General features: G+C 68.1%; 14 protein-coding genes and 1 pseudogene. 6 read left to right on the top strand and 9 right to left on the bottom strand.

The window, feature by feature from the left end:
• Nucleotides 1–20: 20 nt before the first annotated feature.
• From FPJ27_RS17670 to FPJ27_RS17695, 6 genes and pseudogenes are all read right to left on the bottom strand, one after another.
• The gene (locus FPJ27_RS17670) at nucleotides 21–1,232 is read right to left on the bottom strand and encodes an acyl-CoA dehydrogenase family protein (protein ID WP_204421974.1); all 1,212 of its coding nucleotides are present in this window, start codon (nucleotides 1,230–1,232) and stop codon (nucleotides 21–23) included.
• On the bottom strand, nucleotides 1,229–2,080 hold the full coding sequence (locus tag FPJ27_RS17675) for a hypothetical protein (RefSeq protein WP_204421975.1): 852 nt from the start codon (nucleotides 2,078–2,080) through the stop codon (nucleotides 1,229–1,231). The genes FPJ27_RS17670 and FPJ27_RS17675 overlap by 4 nt, the downstream gene beginning before the upstream one ends.
• 54 nt (nucleotides 2,081–2,134) lie before the next feature.
• Nucleotides 2,135–2,791 carry a methionine ABC transporter permease gene (locus FPJ27_RS17680; RefSeq protein ID WP_027781522.1) on the bottom strand — a complete coding sequence of 219 codons (657 nt, stop codon included), beginning with the start codon at nucleotides 2,789–2,791 and terminating at the stop codon, nucleotides 2,135–2,137.
• Nucleotides 2,784–3,962: an ATP-binding cassette domain-containing protein gene (locus tag FPJ27_RS17685; protein WP_204421976.1), complete on the bottom strand. Its 1,179-nt coding sequence runs from the start codon at nucleotides 3,960–3,962 to the stop codon at nucleotides 2,784–2,786. Before FPJ27_RS17685 ends, FPJ27_RS17680 begins: the two co-directional genes overlap by 8 nt.
• An 18-nt stretch (nucleotides 3,963–3,980) precedes the next feature.
• Nucleotides 3,981–5,393, bottom strand: coding sequence for an LLM class flavin-dependent oxidoreductase (locus FPJ27_RS17690; protein ID WP_204421977.1), 1,413 nt, complete (start codon nucleotides 5,391–5,393; stop codon nucleotides 3,981–3,983).
• A gap of 11 nt (nucleotides 5,394–5,404) precedes the next feature.
• Nucleotides 5,405–6,136: pseudogene (locus tag FPJ27_RS17695) on the bottom strand (MetQ/NlpA family ABC transporter substrate-binding protein); the annotation flags it as partial.
• Nucleotides 6,137–6,677: 541 nt separating this feature from the next.
• Between FPJ27_RS17695 and FPJ27_RS17700 the strand changes: the two are divergent.
• The 5 genes from FPJ27_RS17700 to FPJ27_RS17720 all read left to right on the top strand — a co-directional run bounded on the left by FPJ27_RS17700 (nucleotide 6,678) and on the right by FPJ27_RS17720 (nucleotide 12,872).
• On the top strand, nucleotides 6,678–8,042 hold the full coding sequence (locus tag FPJ27_RS17700; protein WP_072444572.1) for a 2-hydroxycarboxylate transporter family protein: 1,365 nt from the start codon (nucleotides 6,678–6,680) through the stop codon (nucleotides 8,040–8,042).
• Between the two features lie 117 nt (nucleotides 8,043–8,159).
• Nucleotides 8,160–10,043 (top strand): ATP-binding protein, encoded by a 1,884-nt coding sequence (locus FPJ27_RS17705; protein WP_204421978.1) that lies wholly within the window; start codon nucleotides 8,160–8,162, stop codon nucleotides 10,041–10,043.
• Nucleotides 10,033–11,394 (top strand): sigma-54 dependent transcriptional regulator, encoded by a 1,362-nt coding sequence (locus FPJ27_RS17710; RefSeq protein ID WP_204421979.1) that lies wholly within the window; start codon nucleotides 10,033–10,035, stop codon nucleotides 11,392–11,394. Before FPJ27_RS17705 ends, FPJ27_RS17710 begins: the two co-directional genes overlap by 11 nt.
• Before the next feature lie 25 nt (nucleotides 11,395–11,419).
• On the top strand, nucleotides 11,420–11,773 hold the full coding sequence (locus FPJ27_RS17715) for a DUF3579 domain-containing protein (protein WP_204421980.1): 354 nt from the start codon (nucleotides 11,420–11,422) through the stop codon (nucleotides 11,771–11,773).
• 247 nt (nucleotides 11,774–12,020) lie between these two features.
• Entirely contained in the window at nucleotides 12,021–12,872 is an 852-nt protein-coding gene (locus FPJ27_RS17720; RefSeq protein WP_204421981.1) for an alpha/beta hydrolase, read from the top strand.
• 86 nt (nucleotides 12,873–12,958) lie between these two features.
• On the opposite strand, the gene FPJ27_RS17725 is transcribed toward FPJ27_RS17720, so the two are convergent.
• On the bottom strand, nucleotides 12,959–13,399 hold the full coding sequence (locus tag FPJ27_RS17725; RefSeq protein WP_204421982.1) for a PACE efflux transporter: 441 nt from the start codon (nucleotides 13,397–13,399) through the stop codon (nucleotides 12,959–12,961).
• A gap of 98 nt (nucleotides 13,400–13,497) precedes the next feature.
• Between FPJ27_RS17725 and FPJ27_RS17730 the strand changes: the two genes are divergently transcribed.
• Nucleotides 13,498–14,388 carry a LysR family transcriptional regulator gene (locus FPJ27_RS17730; RefSeq protein ID WP_204421983.1) on the top strand — a complete coding sequence of 297 codons (891 nt, stop codon included), beginning with the start codon at nucleotides 13,498–13,500 and terminating at the stop codon, nucleotides 14,386–14,388.
• A gap of 65 nt (nucleotides 14,389–14,453) precedes the next feature.
• Here the strand turns inward: FPJ27_RS17730 and FPJ27_RS17735 are convergent, their stop codons facing one another.
• Together FPJ27_RS17735 and FPJ27_RS17740 are read right to left on the bottom strand one after the other, a co-directional pair.
• Entirely contained in the window at nucleotides 14,454–14,786 is a 333-nt protein-coding gene (locus FPJ27_RS17735; protein ID WP_204421984.1) for a Tautomerase enzyme, read from the bottom strand.
• Between the two features lie 249 nt (nucleotides 14,787–15,035).
• Entirely contained in the window at nucleotides 15,036–15,203 is a 168-nt protein-coding gene (locus tag FPJ27_RS17740) for a hypothetical protein (RefSeq protein WP_204421985.1), read from the bottom strand.
• Between the last annotated feature and the right edge of the window lie 297 nt (nucleotides 15,204–15,500).

Genomic DNA, 15,500 nt, shown 5'->3' on the forward strand with positions numbered 1-15,500 from the left:
CCGTGCGGCCCGCCGTCATGTCACGTATACAACGACGCCGGCGGCAATTCTCCCGTCAGCGCGAACCGGCCGACATCGCGCAGCCGATAGTCGAGCGGATCGTGCAGCGTATGCGTGCGCGCATTCCGCCAGAAGCGGTCGAGGCCGAGCGACGCAGCCGTCGCACGCGCGCCGCATGCGTCGAACAGCGCCTCGCCGTTGTCGAGCGCCGTGCGCTGCGCGACGATCTTTGCGTCCGATACCGCAAGCGCCACCTCCGCTCGCTCGTTCGCCGTCAGCGCATCGTGCCGCGCCCACGCGTGCTGCAACGCGCCGGCCGCGCGATCGGCCAGCGCCGCCGCGGCAACGGCCCGCACGCGCATGTCGCCGAAGCGCTGCAGCGTGTACGGATCGTCGCTCGCCTGCGCGGCGTCCGAGTGAATCCACGGCCGGCCATGCTTCAGCACATAATCGCGTGCCTCGACCAGCGCGCCTTCCGCGAGCCCGACGAACAGGTTCGTCAGCACGAGCTGCGACACGAGCGTGCGCAGCGTCGCGCGCGGCGTTGGCGGCGTCTCGGAACGGTGCAGCACCTCGTCCGGCGCGAGCGTCACGCCGTCGAAGCGCACGCTGCCGCTGTCGGTCTGGCGCTGGCCGATCGGGTCCCAGTCGTCGTTGACCGTGATACCCGGGCGATCGGTCGGCACCACGCCGAACACGGTGCGGCCGGTTTCCGGATCGTGCGCGGACACCGTCATCCGCTGCGAGCCGCGCGTGCCCGAACAGAAGCCCTTCACGCCGTCGAGCCGGTAGCCGCCGTCCTGCGTCGCGGTGGCCACCAGCCGCGTGTCGAGCGGATTGACCGCATTGCCCCACCACCAGCGCTGCTCGACCGTGCCGCGCAGATAACGTTCGCGCTGCGCGGCGCTGCCCCACACGTCGACGCTCACCACCTGCAGGCACTGGAACCCGACGAGATGCGCAAGCGCACTGTCGACGCGCGCGATCTGCCGGATCGCGTCGTAGATCGCTGGCCACGCGGCTTCCTGCCCACCGAACTCGCGCGGCACCGCGAGCGTCAGCAGGCCCGCGTCGGCGAGCCACTGTTTCTCCTGCGCCGCGTGACCGCCCGCGCGGTCGCGGGCGGCGGCGGTTGCACGCAGTGCGTCGATCGCGCGCGCAAGTGCGGCCGGATCGATTGCCGAGACATCCGTTGCCGCGGCGAGCGTCGCCGGGCCGCGTGGATCATTCATGCGACGGCTTCCTGTTCCTGGGTCGAGACGGCTTCCGACAACGGCACGAGTTTCCCGAGTTCGCGCCTGCCGGTCAACCGCGACAGGATCTCGCGCCGCCAGTCGTCGTAGATCGCGCGGTAGTCGGCGATATCCGCGCCGAACACGTGCGCGGTATGCGCATACTCGTCGTGCAGATAACCGTCGAGCCGCGCCTGCGTTTCCTCGTCGGCCGCGATCACGCGATCGATCAGCGCTTCGCGCTCGGCCGCCGGCAGCGCGGCGAGCTTGTCGAACCACCACTGGACGATCTGCACGCGATGCCACTCCTCGTCCGGCCGGATCCGGTTCTCGCCGTGCTCGCGCATCGCGCCGTCGCCGATGCGGCCGGTCTTGCGCTGGATCCACAGCTTCGCGAGGATGTGCAGCTCGTAATGCCATTCGAACGCGAGAAAGCCCGCGACGTCGCGCACCGCGATATCGCCGATGCGCGCCCAGTGCGCGGCGACGAGCCGGTCGACTTCCGGCAGCGGATCGCGCCCCGTCAGTTCAGTCACGCGCTCGCGGCCGATCACCGCATGCGCGCCGTCGTCGCCGAGCTGGCGCGACAGGATCAGCTGGAAATGCGGATCGTCGCGGAACAGCGTGTCGATCGCCTTCGCGACGACCTGCACGATGAACAAGTCGTGCGACGCCATCTTCGTGTAGTAGTCGGCGACGGCGGCCAGTTCGTCCGCGTTGCGCGGTTCGCGCGGCGGCGTGGCCAGCTTGGCCGGGAAGCCGGGACGATGGCGTCGCGCCACGTCGAGAAACAGCGCTTCCTCGAATTCTCCGTTCCATTCGCGCGGCGCGCCGATGGGCAAGGTCATAGGTATTGTTCTCTCAGGATCATGAATGAAACGAGCGGACGCTTGTGGCGTCGCTCAGGTGCGCCGGGTCACACGTCGGACCAGGCGGTCGCCCGTGATTTGCACGGCCGAGACGAGCGCGATCAGGATCACGATCACGGTCGCCATGACGGTGGTATCGAAACGCTGGTAGCCGTAGCGGATCGCGAGATCGCCGAGCCCGCCCGCACCGACGGCGCCCGCCATCGCGGTCGAGCCGATCAGCGCGACGACGGTGATCGTGAAGCCGCCGAGCATGCCGGGCAGCGCCTCGGGCAGCAGCACGTGCCACACGATGTGGCGGCGCTTCGCGCCCATCGCGAGCGCGGCTTCGATCAGCCCGCGATCGACTTCGCGCAGGCTCACTTCGGCGATCCGCGCGAAGAACGGGATCGCGGCGATCGACAGCGGCACGACGGCCGCCCATACGCCGATCGTCGTGCCGATCAGCACGCGCGTGAACGGCAGCAGCGCGACGAGCAGGATGATGAACGGCGTCGAGCGGAACACGTTGACGAGCGCGCCGAGCACCGCGTTCACGCCGCGCCGCGCGTAGATGCCGCCGGGCGCGGTCGTCACGAGGATCACCGCGAGCGGAATGCCGATCAGCGCCGCGATCGCGGCCGACGCGGCGACCATCGACAGCGTGTCGCGGATCGCGTCGAGCAGTTCGGGCCACCAGAGCTCAAACATAGCCGAGCACCTCCGCGTGATTCGCATGGCGGCGCGCGCGTTCGAGCAGCGCGGCAACCGCGCCGCCGCGTGCCGACGACTGGCCGGCGTCATCCGCCCGCGGCGCGGCCGCGATCACGAGCCGCCCCTGCGCATGCCCCTGGATGCGCTCGATCCCGCCGTGCAGGAAACGCACCGAGCCGCCGAGCGCCGCCGCGAGCGCGCCGACGTCCGGCTCGCCGCCGCTCTCGCCCGTATAACGAACGTCGAGCACGACCTGCGCGCCGTCCGGCAACGCGGCCTGCTCGGGCAACGGCTGCACGCGCGCGGCCAGTTCGGCCGGCAGGTCGTGCACCAGCGTGCTGAGCAGCGCGCGCGTCGCGCCGTGGCGCGGATCGCCGAACACGCGCCACACCGGGCCCGTTTCGACGACTTCGCCCTGTTCGATCACCGCGACCGTGTCGCACACCGCGCGGATCACCTCCATCTCGTGCGTGATCAGCACGATCGTCAACCCGAGGCGGCGGTTGATGTCGGCGAGCAGCGCGAGGATCGACTGCGTCGTCTCGGGGTCGAGCGCCGACGTCGCCTCGTCGCACAACAGCACCTCGGGATCGTGTACGAGCGCGCGCGCGATTCCGACGCGCTGCTTCTGTCCGCCCGACAGGCTCGCCGGATACGCGTCGCGCTTCGCGGTCAGCCCGACGAGTTCGAGCAGCGCGTCGACCTTGCGCACGCGCTCGGCCTTCGGCACGCAGGCGATCTTCAGCGGCAGCGCGACGTTCTCGAATACCGTCTTCGCGGACAGCAGGTTGAAATGCTGGAACACCATGCCGGTGCGGCGGCGCAATGCGACGAGCCCGTCCTCGTCGAGCGCGCCGACGTCGATGCCCTGCACGCGCACGCGGCCCGAGCTCGGCCGTTCGAGGCCGTTCAGGAGCCGCAGCAGCGTCGACTTCCCGGCGCCGCTGCGGCCGATGATCCCGAACACCTCGCCGCGCCGCACGTCGAGCGTCACGTCGCGCAGCGCGGCGGCCTGGCCGCGCGGCGTCGCGAACACCTTGCCGACCTGCTCCAGCGACACGGCCACACCATCGGCCGGCGCGGCCGTTGTCTCATGCACCGTTGCAGCGGCGCCTGCGCGCGCGGCCGATGCGTCGACGAAACCCAGCGTATCGAACAATTGCGTCATCGCTTCGCTCCGTCACGTTCAGGCATGCGCGGGATGCGCGGGTTCGGGCACGGCGGCCGGCCGGTGCTGCGCGCCGGTGTGCCACGCGGGCAGGCGTGCGCCCGCGCCGAACAGCTTCTCGCGCAGCGTCGGCGCGGGATCGTAGTCTTCCTTGTAGACGCCGCGGTTCTGCAGCTCGGGCACGACCCAGTCGACGAAATCCTCGAACGACTCGGGCATCACGGTGCGCGTCAGGTTGAAGCCGTCGATGCCCGTCTCGTCGATCCACGACTGCAGCTCGTCCGCGACCTGCGACGGCGACCCGACGATCGGCGCGTAGCGGCCGCCGAGCGACATCTGTTCGAGCATCCGGCGCACGGTCCACGTGCCGGTCGTGCTCTTGCGCGAGATCGCGTCGACGGCCGACTGGATCGAATCGGTCTTCACGTACGAGATCGGTTCGTCGAGGCCGTACTTCGCGAAGTCGATGCCGGTCGAGCTCGCGAAATGCGCGAGGCCGGCTTCGGGGCTCGCGTAGCGCCGGTATTCGTCGAATTTCTCGCGCGCGAGCCGCTCGGTCTCGGCCGTCACGACGCTCACGCCCGCGAAGATCCGGATCGACGCCGGGTCGCGCCCCTGCCGCGCGGCGGCCGCGCGGATGTCGAGCGCCGCCGCACGCGCGGCGGCCTTGCTCTGCCCGTTCACGAACACGCATTCCGCATGCCGGCCCGCGAACTCGACGCCGCGCGCGGACGAACCGGCCTGGTACAGCACCGGCGTGCGCTGCAGCGACGGCTCGCTCAGGTGGATCGCGTCGACCGAATAGAACGGCCCGTCGTGCTTCACGCGCCGCACCTTGCCCGGCTGCGCGAACACGCGCGCCTGGGCATCGCGGATCACCGCGTCGTCGTCCCAGCTCTGTTCCCACAGCTTGTAGACGACGTCCATGTAGTCGTCCGCGCGCTCGTAGCGGTCATCGTGGCCGACCTGCTGCGCGAGGCCCATCCCGCGCGCGGCGCTGTCGAGATAACCGGTGACGATGTTCCAGCCGACGCGCCCCTTCGTCAGGTGGTCGAGTGTCGACATGCGGCGCGCGAACAGGTAAGGCGGCTCGTAGGTCAGGTTCGCGGTCACGCCGAAGCCGAGATGCCGCGTGACCTGCGCCATCGCGGGCACGAGCAGCAGCGGATCGTTGACGGGCACCTGCACCGATTCGCGCAGCGCGGCGTCGGGGCCGCCGCCGAACACGTCGTACACGCCGACGATGTCCGCGAGAAAGATCCCGTCGAACTTGCCGCGTTCGAGCGTCTTCGCGAGATCGGCCCAGTAGTCGAGATCGGTGTAGTGCGCGGAGCGGTCGCGCGGATGCGTCCACAACCCGTGATTGATGTGCCCGACGCAGTTCATGTTGAACGCGTTGAGCAGGATCTTCTTCCGGTTCGCCGTCGTCATGTCAGCCTCCGTCACCACGCGATCGCGTACAGCGAGCCGAACGCGTTGTCGAGCGCCTTGCGCACGGCCGGCGAGTGCTGGTAGATCGCGATGAACTTGCGGATGCGCGGATCGTTCACGCTGTCGGGCCGCACGACCCACTGGATCGCGAAGATCTTGTTCTCGGTGCCGTCGAACAGCAGCGCGCTGTTCGGGTCGGTCGTGCCGGCAAGCTTGATGAAGCTCGGATAGCCCTGCGCGAGATCCACGTCGTCGAGCGAACGCGCGAGCTGCGATGCTTCGAGCGGAATGATCTTCAGGTGCTTCGGGTTGGACACGATGTCGTGCGTCGTCGCGCGGTAGTCGGCGCCCGGCTTCAGCGTGATCAGCCCCGCGCGCTGCAGCAGCAACAGCCCGCGCCCGCCGTTCACCGGATCGTTCGCGATCGCGACGCGCGCGCCGTCCTTCAGCTCGGCAAAGCTTTTCACCTTCTTCGAATAGAGGCCGATCTTCATGATCGTGCCGGGCGCGATCGACACGAAGTTGTAGCCGCCCTGTTTGTTCGCGTTCTCGAGAAACGGGATGTGCTGGAAGTAGTTGACGTCGATGTCCTTGTTCGCGAGCGCCGCGTTCGGCGTATTCCAGTCGGTGAACTCGACGATCTTCACGTCGAGCCCCTGCGCCTTCGCCTCCTTCGCGGCGATCTTCAGCGCTTCGATCTGCGGGCTGGTCGAGATGCCGACCTTCAGCGGCGCGGTGTCGGCGCGTGCGCCGTTCGGCAGCCCGACGCCGAACAACCCGGCGAGCAGCACGGCCGCCAGCAGGCGGGCCGGCCTCGCGAAGCGGCCGGAGGAAAAGCGGGCGGAAAAAACGGCATGCAGCATGGAAACCACTCTCCTGTCCAAAGACGGTATCGACGGATGAGCGACGCCGCGGCGAACGCGCGGGCGTTCTCCGGACAGTCGTCGTCGCATCGGAAAAGGATCAGCCGATGATAGAGAGCGGCGAGGGGGCGGTCTACGAAGCGATTGTGCGAAGAAAATCGCGCGCGGCGATATGGCGGTCGATCGGGCGCGGCCGGGGGCCCGGCCGGCCATCCGGCCGAAATCTCGGCCTGCCCGCCGCACGAATTCCGAAATCTCGGAACGGCCTTCGCGCCGCCCTTTCCGCAGACGATACAAATCCCTTATGAATCAACGATCTGCAAACAAGCCGACAGGCCGACACCTTGGCACGGAGGTTGCGTAATAGTCGGCACACGATGCCGCGAAGCAAAGCAGGCATTCCAACATCAGGAGACACGTCTTGCAGACCTCTATCCATACCCCGTCCCATCCCGAGCCGATTGCCGAAGCCGGCCCCGCCACGCGCGCACGCTTCTGGCCGGAAGGCTGGTGGAAGCTGATGGAAATCCGCATCGGCATCATCCCGCTGCCGGTCTACGTGATCCTGTTCGGGTTGATCGTCGGCTTCGCGGTGACGGGCAAGGTGCCCGGCGAGATCTCGATGGCGATCGCCGTGCTCGCGTTCTTCGGCTTCACGTGCGCCGAACTCGGCAAGCGCCTGCCGCTGCTGCGCAACATCGGCGCGGCCGCGATCTTCGCGACCTTCGTGCCGTCGGCGCTCACGTACTACCACCTGCTGCCGAAGCCGGTGCTGAACCTGACGGTCGAATTCACGAAGTCGACCAACTTCCTGTACCTGTTCATTGCGTCGATCATCGTCGGCAGCATCCTGAGCATGGACCGCCGCGTGCTGATCCAGGGCTTCTTGAAGATCTTCATCCCGCTCGCCGTCGGCTCGGTCGCCGCGGCGATCGTCGGCACGGCGGTGGGCACCGCGCTCGGCCTCGGCGCGCGCCACACGCTGCTGTACATCGTCGTGCCGATCATGGCCGGCGGCGTCGGCGAAGGCGCGATTCCGCTGTCGATCGGCTATTCGGAACTGATGCACCTGCCGCAGGGCGAGATGTTCGCGATGGTGCTGCCGCCGGTGATGCTCGGCAGCCTGACCGCGATCATCCTGTCGGGCGCGCTCGACATGCTCGGCAAGCGCCTGCCGCACCTGACCGGCAACGGCCGCCTGCAGGTCGGCGAAACCGGCGACATGACGCCGGAAAACGAAGAAATCCGCGGCCACGTCGACGTCACGCACATCGCGGGCGCCGGCATCACGGCGATCACGCTGTACCTCGTCGGCCTGATGGCACACAAGCTGTTCGGCCTGCCCGCGCCGGTCGCGATGCTGTTCCTCGCGGTGCTCGTGAAGCTCGCGCGCGCGGTGTCGCCGCCGCTGCAGGAAGGCGCGTTCGTCGTCTACAAGTTCTTCTCGACCGCCGTCACGTATCCGCTGCTGTTCGCGATCGGCGTCGCGATGACGCCGTGGGACAAGCTGACCGCCGCATTCACGATCGTCAACGTCGTGACGATCGTGTCGACCGTCGCGACGCTGATGGGCACCGGTTTCGTGGTCGGCCGCCTGATGAAGATGTACCCTATCGACACCGCAATCGTGAACGCGTGCCATAGCGGGCAAGGCGGCACCGGCGACGTCGCGATCCTGACCGCCGCGAACCGGATGCAGCTGATGCCGTTCGCGCAGATCGCGACGCGCATCGGCGGCGCGATCGTCGTCACGGTGACGCTGATCCTGGTCGCGCACTTCGGGTGACGCTCCGCCGCGCGCACCGTCGCGCAGACCGCTTCGCACGCGCCGCCGCCGGCTTTGCCGGCGCGCGGCGCGCGTCGTTCCGGCGACGCGGTTGCTGACGACCGGTTGCGGGCTTCGATGAGGGCGAACGTGCAGAAGAGCTTCAAGGGAATCCCGTGGTGGGGTTGGGCGTTGACCGCCGTGCTGTATGTCGGCGTGGCCGCCGCGGCCGTCGATTTCGCATGGGAACGCGCGATCGACGCGCTCGAGGAAACCGGCGCGCACCGGCTCGACCTGTACGCGTCGAGCCTGAAGAGCGAGCTCGGCCGCTTCGAGATCCTGCCCGGCCTGGTCGCGCGGCAGGACGGCGTGCGCGCGATGCTGAAGGCCGCGCCGCACGACGCGCCCGACCTCGTGCACAAGGTGAACACGTACCTCGAAGCCGTGAACCGTGACGCGGGCAGCGGCGCGGTCGACGTGATCGACCTGCAGGGCGAAGTGATCGCCGCCAGCAACTGGAACGAGACGATCAGCTTCGTCGGCACCAACGTGTCGTACCGGCCGTACTTCAAGGACGCGCTCGCGCGCGGCAGCGGCCGCTTCTTCGGCATCGGCACCAACACGGGCGTGCCGGGCGTCTACTTCGCCAGCGCGGTGCGCGACGACGGCGTGCCGATCGGCGTGGCCGCCGTGAAGATCAGCGTCGATTCGCTCGAATCGGCATGGCGCGCGCCGGGTGTCGCCGCGATGGTCGTCGACAGCAACGGCGTGGTCGTGATTTCGACCGAACCCGCATGGAAATTCACCGCGCTGCGCCCGATCACCGCGCAGCAGCAGCACGACATCCAAGCGTCGCGCCAATACGCGGGCCGTACCGTCGACGCGCTGCCGTACCGCCACATCGGCGAGCGCAGCGCGGCCGCGTGGCTCGGCGCGTTCCCCGATCCGCGCCGCGCCGGCCGCAGCACGCGCTATCTGGTGATGTCGCGGCCCGCGCCGCAGGCCGGCGATTCGCTGATGGTGCTGCTCGACGTCGCGGGCGCGCGGCGCCAGCAGCAGACGGCGTTCGTGTTCGTCACGGGCGCGTTCCTGATCGCCGCGCTGCTGGCCGGCTACGCGATCCAGCGCCGCCGGGCAATCGTCGCGCGGCTGAGCGCACAGGATGCGCTGCGCCGCGCGAACGACCGGCTCGAACTGACCGTCGCGCAGCGCACGGCCGCGCTGACGGCCGCGAACGAGCGGATGCAGCGCGAGATCGACGAGCGCGAGCGCACCGAGCAGCGGCTGCGCGATTCGCAGCAGGAAGTCGTGCACGCGGGCAAGCTCGCGGTGCTCGGGCAGATGGCCGCCGGCCTCACGCACGAGCTGAACCAGCCGCTCGTCGCGATCCGCACGCTGTGCGACAACGCGCGCACGTTCTTCGCGCGCGGCCAGCCGGCGCAGGCGGATGCCAATCTCGAACGGATCGGCAAGCTCGTCGACAGCATGGCCGTGCTCACCGGCGAGCTGAAAACCTTCGCGCGCAAGCCCGACGTCGAGCGCGTCGCGGTGTCGCTGAACGAGGCCGTTGCGCATGCGCGGCTCATCTACGACGCGCGAATCCGCGACGAAGGCGTGCGGCTCGACGTGAACATCGCGCCCGGCACGGCGGTGTCCGCTGAATCGAGCCAGTTGCAGCAGGTTATCGTGAACCTGCTCGGCAACGCGCTCGACGCGGTGCACGACGCGCCCGTGCGCCGCATCGTCATCGAGGCGGCCGAGCCGGACGAAGCCGGCCGCGTGCGCTTCACGATCGCCGACAGCGGCGCCGGCATCGCGCCCGACGTGCTGCCGCACCTGTTCGAGCCGTTCGTCACGACCAAGCCGCGCGGCCAGGGCCTCGGGCTCGGCCTCGCGATCACGTCGCGCATCGTCGAGGCGTTCGGCGCGAAGATCGCCGCGACGAACCGCGACGAAGGCGGCGCGCAGTTCAGTATCGAATTCGCGGCGGCGACGCTGCAAAGGACAGAGCATGGAAGATGAGATTCGGGTGCTGGTCGTCGAGGACGATGAAAACGTCCGGATCGGCGTCGAGCAGGCCGTCGCGCTCGCCGGGTTCCCGGTCGACGCGTTCGCGTCGGCCGCCGACGCGCTCGCGCACGTCGCACCCGGCGCGCCGGTGGTGATCGTGTCGGACGTGCGGATGCCGGGCATCGACGGGCTGCAGCTGCTCGATCGCGTGATGGCCGTCGATGCGCAGATCCCGGTCGTGCTGATCAGCGGCCACGCGGATATCTCGACGGCCGTCGGCGCGATGCAGGTCGGTGCGTACGACTTCATCGAGAAGCCGTTCTCGTCGGACGTGATCGCCGGCCGCGTCGCGCGCGCGGTCGAGAAGCGCCGCCTGACGCTCGAGGTGCAGGGGCTGCGCGCGGCGCTCGACAACTGGCAGGGCATCGAGGCGTACGTGCTCGGCAAGTCGCCTGCGATGGCCGACGTGCGCAAGAAGATCCTGCGCCTCGCCGATACGTCGGTGTCGGTGCTGATCACCGGCGAAACCGGCACCGGCAAGGAACTGATCGCGCGCAGCCTGCACGACTTCGGCAGCCGGCGCGATGCGCATTTCGTCGCGCTGAACTGCGGCGGCCTGCCCGAGCAGATCTTCGAGAGCGAACTGTTCGGCCACGAGGCCGGCGCGTTCACCGGCGCGATCAAGAAGCGCATCGGCAAGATCGAATGGGCGCACGGCGGCACGCTGTTCCTCGACGAGATCGAGACGATGCCGATTTCGCTGCAGATCAAGATGCTGCGCGTGCTGCAGGAGCGCGTGGTCGAGCGGCTCGGGGCGAACGAGCTGATTCCGGTCGACTGCCGCGTGGTTGCCGCGTCGAAGGCCGATCTCGCCGAACTCGCGGCCGACGGGCGTTTTCGTGCGGATCTTCTGTATCGCCTCAACGTCGCGCAGATCGAGCTGCCGCCGTTGCGCGAGCGGCGCGAGGACGTGCCGCTGCTGTTCGAGCATTTCGTGCTCGCGGCCGCGCGGCGCTTCGGGCAGCCGGCGCCGGTCGTCACGGCTGCGCAGGTATCCGAACTGATGACGCACGCGTGGCCCGGCAACGTGCGCGAGCTGCAGAACGTGGCCGATCGCTTCGTGCTCGGGCTGACCGGCGACAGCCTGCTGTCGTCGGGCGGCGCGCCCGCCGTGGGCGGCACGCTCGCGGAACAGCTCGCGTATTTCGAACGGATGCTGATCGAGGACATGCTGCAGCGTCACCACGGCAACGTTGCGGACGCAAGCGTCGCGCTCGGCATGCCGAAGAAGACGCTCTATCACAAGCTGCGCAACCTGCGGATTCCCGCGCGCGGCGACGCGGCGGCCGACGGCGGCGAATGACGCGGACAAGGACACGCACCACGGCATGGATCGCATCGAAGTCACTGAACACGGCCGCCTCATTGGCCCAACCCACGGCCAAACCCACGGCCACCTGATCCGCGGCGTCACGCGCGCGCGGAAGACCTTCCGCCCGAGCGACTGGCCCGAGCGCCTCGCGGGCGTCATCACGCTGTTCGTCGGCGAACGGCGGCCCGGCTATCCGTGCGCGCTGTCGCGGCTCGCGATGCCGGTCGTCGACGGCGGCGTCAAATGCCTGTTCGTGTCGGACGAATTGCGCGACGTGTGCGCCGACGCGTTCGACTTCGCGATGCAGTTCGCGACCGACAACGATCTGCCCGTCGAGCTTCGGGCCGCGCCCGCGTTGACGGTGCGCTGACGCGCAGCCCCCTGCCTCCCCTCTTTTCCGGTGCGTTTGCGCGTGTGCGCAGGCCGCCGCACGCCCTTTCTCCGCCGAAATCAATCGTCAGATGATTGAAGGCTTCGACATATGGCCACGCTCCGACAGGGGTTTGCGGAGCAGCCATCAATAAAATTGATCGTCACGATGAAAATTATGCGTTTTCCTTGCAGGTCGCCGTGATGCATAGTTGCGTCGTGTTGACGCACCTTTGAGTCTTTCAGTCATGAACATGCGAATCGAGCCGTCCGTGCTCGCGAACCCCGACCTGCAATTTGCGACGCTTTCGTCAGGCATCAGCCTGCCGTATGTCGAGCGGGGCAGCGGCGCGCCGATGGTGTTCGTGCACGGCTCGCTTTGCGACTACCGCTACTGGGATCCGCAGCTTGCGTCGCTGTCGGCCCACTACCGCTGCATCGCGCCGAGCCTCAGCCATTACTGGCCGGCCGTCGAAGCGGGCATCCAGGACGAGTTCAGCTGGCAGAACCACGTCGACGAGCTCGCCGAATTCATCGACGCACTCGATCTCGGCCCCGTGCACCTGGTCGGCCATTCGCGTGGCGGCAGCGTCGCGTTCAACGTCGCGCGCCAGCATCCGCACCTCGTCGACACGCTGACGCTCGCCGATCCGGGCGGCCCGCTGCAGCAGCAGGGCGTGCGCGAAGCCGCGCTGCCGGCCGCCGCGATCGCGCTGCGCACGAAGGCCGTGAGCCTGATCGGGCAAGGCGACGTCGAATCCGGTCTCGAGATGTTCGTCGATTCGGTGAGCCTGCCCGGCGCATGGAAAAAGAGCACGTCGCGCTTCCGCACGATGGCGATCGACAACGCGAGCACGCTGCCGAAGCAGTTGCGCGACCCGCTGCCCGCGTATTCGCAGCACACGGCCGGCGATATCGCATGCCGCACGCTGCTGATCGACGGCCAGCGCAGCCCGAAGATGTTCCGCAACAACGTCGACACGCTGTCGCAGTGGATCGGCGATGCGCAACGGCAGACCGTCGCCGGCGCATCGCACGGGATGAATGCGGCGAGCCCGGCGGTGTTCAACCGTTACGTGCACGAGTTCGTCGCCGCGTAATTTCCCGGGCGGCGTTCGTTCCGCCCGATCTTCACCGCTCCATTCCCCGGACGATGCGGGCGCCCGTCCGCATCGAGGGCGCCCGGTTACGCCGCCGGTTTCGCCTTCCGCGTCACCGCATCCGGCAGCCCGAACACGCTGTCGAACGACCAGTTGTACACGAACGTGAAGATCGGGAAGAACACGATCAGCACCGCGTCGAACAGGAACGCCTGCACCAGCGACACGTCGAGCCACCACGCGATCAGCGGGATCAGGAACGTCACCAGCGCGACCTGGAAACCGACCGCGTGCAGCACGCGGCGCCCCACGGTGCGCGTCGTCGCCGCGCGCCGCCGCTCCCACGCCTCGAACGCGAGGTTGTACAGGAAATTGACGGTGACGCCCGTCGTCGAGATCATCACGCCCAGCAGGCCGCTCGTTTCGGCGCTCGCGCCGCTCAGCACGCCGAGCACCGTCGACGCGATCAGGATGCCGAGCACCTCGAACATCACGACGTAGACTATGCGTCGCTTCCAGCCTTGCATGAACATCCCCTTCGAATCGAACAAGGTGGCGAGACTAGCAGCGGGTACCCTGTGCGCAAAAGTCAGGTCCTTTCGATTTTTCTGACAGGAGGTATCGCGTGCTGACCAGCGACCATATCGACATGCTGCTGACCGTCATCGACAAAGGCTCGTTTTCAGCGGCCGCGCGCGCGCTCGGCCGCACGCCGTCGGCGGTCAGCATGGCGATCGCGAACCTCGAGGCCGAACTCGATCTCGTGCTGTTCGACCGCGGCACGCGCGAACCGACGCCGACCGCCGCGATGGCCGCGCTGCTGCCCGATGCACGCTCGATCGCCGAACGGCTGCACGCGCTGCGCGCGCATGCGCAGCATCTGTCGGAAGGCGTCGAGGACACGCTGCGGCTCGGGCTTGCGGCGGAACTCGACGGCGCACCCGTCGCCCGCGCGCTGACGGCCGTCGCCGCGAAATATCCGGCGCTCGCGATCAGCGTCGTCACGGCGCCGCAGGACGCGATCGTCGACGCGCTGCATCGTGGCGCCGTCGATCTGTGCATCGCATACGGCGGACTCGACCTGCATCCGCAGGAACAGATCCACGCGCTGTGGACGGAAACGCTCATTGCAGTCGCCGCGCCGAGCCATCCGCTGATCGCCGAAGCAGCGCATCCTGAAGCGATCGAGCGGCTGTCGGGTTTCCGGCAGATCGTGATCGTCGATCCGGGGCGGCCGCTGACCGACGTGCAGCCCGTCATCGGCAACCGCACGTGGAAGGTGACCGACATGGCCACGGCGATCGCGCTCGTGACAGCCGGTCACGGCTGGGCGAACCTGCCCGCATCGATGATCGGCCGATACGTCGCCGACGGCGAACTCGCGCCGCTCGTGTTCGCGAACATCCGCAACGGGCTGCCGCTGCCCGTGTACCTGCGGCGGCCGAAGCACACAGGGCTCGGCAAGGCGGCCAGCGAACTGGTGCGCGCGCTGCGCGCTGCCGGCGAAACCACGTAACCGGTGCGGTGGCGATCGCCGCCGCACCGTTGGTCACCGCATGACGGCTTGACCGTTAGTTGCAGTTACTGCACAGCAGCAGCCGCACTCTGGATCGAATCGACAAGCGATGCGTTGTCGAAGCGTCGTCCGGCAATGCCCCATCCGCCGTCGACGGCATGAACGACGTTCACCCACACTTGCGCCGGCGTCAGCCGCCCGCCGGCCCGGCGCAGCACGATCGCGGTCGCCCGTTCGACGAATTGCCGCTGCCTGTCGGGCGCCGCGAGCGCCACGGCGGGAAGCTTCAGTTCGACGAACGCCGCCGGCTCCGCCCGTCCGTGCACGAAAGTCCGGTTCCGTGGCAGCACATTGAGCGTGCCCACCACGTTCGGCGCCAGGAACGCATTCCCGGTCAACGAAACGCGGCATCAGCCCAGTGGGGTCGAGCGCATCCAGTCCATCCGGAAGGCCCGACGCCCCGTTGAGTTTGGTGATGTTCCATCTCGTGGAGTCGTTCCACTCGTAATCCATTCGATAGGAATACCGAGAGTTGGCACGAAGGAGGCAGACGCGAAATTTCTTTCCGTTGTTCGATAACGCGTCGCGCAGTTGCACGCCGATGCGCACAATGCCGTCAATGAAATCCCGATGCTGCATCGTCGGGATCAATTCGATGCCGCCTGTCGTGGCGTAGGACGCTCGCACCCCGTACTGGGAATCGCTCGGCGCGTCAAAACGAAATAGACTTCGCGCCAACCTGGAAATGTCGCCTGCATGTGACTGACGACGTGTTTGGCCAGCGCAATCACCTGTTCTGTCGCGTCGTCGTTCATTGGCGCTCCTTGATGTCGGATCCACGCCGGAGCGTAATTGGACGGCCGGTCGGACGTCAATGCCGGCCACGTGTAAGGCTGCACGGAATGGCGGCTTTCTTGCAATCCCGCTGTTTCTTCGTTGCGGTCGGGTGGAGCCCTTTGCGGACGGCTGGAACGGCAAGCGGCTGGGTTCGGCTGCGGATTCAATCCGTCGATGCCGGACGCCGACGTCACGCGGAAGCGCTCGTTCGACGCCCGTCATGGACGAGATCGCACCGATAAACGCAAGCGTTGAATTCCGGTCCCAGTCGAAAC

This window comes from Burkholderia sp. MS455, assembly GCF_016899445.1.
Classification (GTDB): Bacteria; Pseudomonadota; Gammaproteobacteria; order Burkholderiales; family Burkholderiaceae; genus Burkholderia; species Burkholderia pyrrocinia_C.